Source organism: Dietzia sp. B44 (assembly GCF_014145245.1).
Classification (GTDB): Bacteria; Actinomycetota; Actinomycetes; order Mycobacteriales; family Mycobacteriaceae; genus Dietzia; species Dietzia natronolimnaea.
Map to the genome: position 1 here is coordinate 1,922 of NZ_JAALEF010000286.1, position 1,961 is coordinate 3,882.

The following is a 1,961-nucleotide window of genomic DNA, read 5'->3' on the forward strand; positions in this document are numbered from 1 at the left end:
CGGGAGCCGGTCCCACGGAGTCCTCGCCCACCACGAGCCCGGCGGTCTCGGCCTCGTCGACCCGGTCACGAACCGCCTGCACCGCCGGCCCCACCGCGGCGGCGGCCCGGGAGAGGGCGTCAGCCAGCTCCCCGAGACCGTCCGCGAGCTTGGTGATGTGCACCTTCTCGCCCTCGGCGGCGTCCAGGACCGCATCGGCTGCCACGCCGTTCCAGCCCACGTCCAGCGCTGAGCGCCCGGCAGCCAGAGCCGTTCGGGCCTCGACAGCCAGCGCCACCCGCTCTGCGACGGCGGAGCTCGCCGTCGTCACGCCCCCGACATCCCACCGTCTGACCCGGCCGATCGTGTACCCCACACCGGTCCTTCCTCCCGCGCCGTCACAGTGTCTGACGGCGCGCCGGCCTGTCTGGTTCCACGGGGGGCCGAACTCTCACCTCACCGTGCGGCCGGCGCGAGGTGAGGGCTCGGTTACCGGTGTGCGGTCCGGGGTAACGACCGCGTCACATAGCTCGGCCACACTCACTCCGGTACGTCCGCACGCCCGCCGCACAGCTGGAGTCAACGAAGTGTCCTACGTCCAACCCTCGGACTTCACCCGCGCGATGATCGACGCCGGAGCGAGCAAGGTCCGTATGTCCACGCGTGACACGCTCATCCGGAGCTTCATGGCGGGCGCCATCCTGGGCCTGGCCGCCGCGTTCGCCATCACCGTCACGGTCCAGACCGGCAGCGCGCTCCTCGGGGCGGTGCTCTTCCCCGTCGGCTTCATCCTCCTGTACCTGTTGGGCTTCGATCTGCTGACCGGAGTGTTCACGCTCGTCCCGCTGGCCCTGTTGGACAAGCGCAAGGGGGTCACGGTCCGGGGGATGCTCCGGAACTGGGGCCTGGTCTTCCTGGGCAACTTCGCCGGCGCCCTCACCGTGGCGTTCCTCATCGCCTTCATCACCACCTACGGATTCAACATCGCGCCGGACGAGGTCGGCCAACGACTCGGCGAGATCGGTGAGTCCCGAACTCTCGGGTACGCCGAGCACGGGGCGGCCGGGATGCTGACCCTGTTCTTCCGTGGAGTGCTGTGCAACTGGATGGTCTCGACGGGCGTAGTGGCCGCGATGATGTCCACCAGCGTGAGCGGCAAGGCGCTGACCATGTGGATGCCCGTGATGCTGTTCTTCTACATGGGATTCGAGCACTCGGTGGTCAACATGTTCCTGTTCCCGACCGGCCTGATCCTCGGCGGAGAGTTCTCGCTGGCCGACTACCTGGTGTGGAACGAGATCCCCACCGTCATCGGCAACCTCGTCGGCGGACTCTGCTTTGTGGGTCTGACCCTGTACGTCACCCACGCCCGCACCAAGGCGCAGCGGCCGCTGCCGGAGGAGCCGGCCGAGCGCGAGGCCGACCGCGAGCCCGCCTCGGTCTGAGCGACACACGACCCCATCCGAGAGGAACCCCGATGACCCCCATCATGTCCAAGCACGACGCCGCGGCCCACGTGGAGTCCGCCCGCATCCGTCAGGGACGCACCTGGGCAGAACTGGCCGATCACCTGGGCGCACCGCTGGTGTGGACCACCGCGGCCCTGCTGGGCCAACACCCGATGTCCGCCGAGCAGGCGCGGTCGGTGTGCGAACTCCTCGGCCTGGACGAGGCCGTGGCGGAGAGCCTGGCCCTGCAACCGAACCGAGGGACTCCGCCGGAGGTGATGGCCGACCCGACGATCTACCGGTTCACCGAGGCCCTCTCGGTGTACGGGCCCGCGCTCAAGGCACTCATCCACGAGGAGTTCGGCGACGGGATCATGAGCGCCATCAACTTCTCGGTGGACTTCGCGAGGCGCCCGGACCCCGACGGGGACCGGGTGGTGATCACCCTGGACGGGAAGTTCCTCGACTACCGCTGGTGACGGCGCCCGGGCCGCCGGGTAGAACGACCGGCCCCCTCCGCGGGCGCCCGGGCCG

2 protein-coding genes and 1 pseudogene are annotated in these 1,961 nt (G+C 69.6%); 2 read left to right on the top strand and 1 reads right to left on the bottom strand.

Features of this window, described 5'->3' with window-relative positions; all coding sequences use genetic code 11:
- Positions 1-310 (bottom strand): annotated as a pseudogene (locus tag G6017_RS10110) (hypothetical protein); the annotation flags it as partial.
- A gap of 256 nt (positions 311-566) precedes the next feature.
- Here G6017_RS10110 and G6017_RS10115 point away from each other — a divergent pair.
- Both G6017_RS10115 and cynS read left to right on the top strand, forming a co-directional pair.
- Entirely contained in the window at positions 567-1,424 is an 858-nt protein-coding gene (locus G6017_RS10115) for a formate/nitrite transporter family protein (protein ID WP_182617203.1), read from the top strand.
- A 32-nt stretch (positions 1,425-1,456) separates the two neighbouring features.
- Complete coding sequence (gene cynS, locus G6017_RS10120) at positions 1,457-1,906, top strand: cyanase (RefSeq protein WP_182617205.1); 450 nt, start codon at positions 1,457-1,459, stop codon at positions 1,904-1,906.
- Positions 1,907-1,961 lie beyond the last annotated feature (55 nt).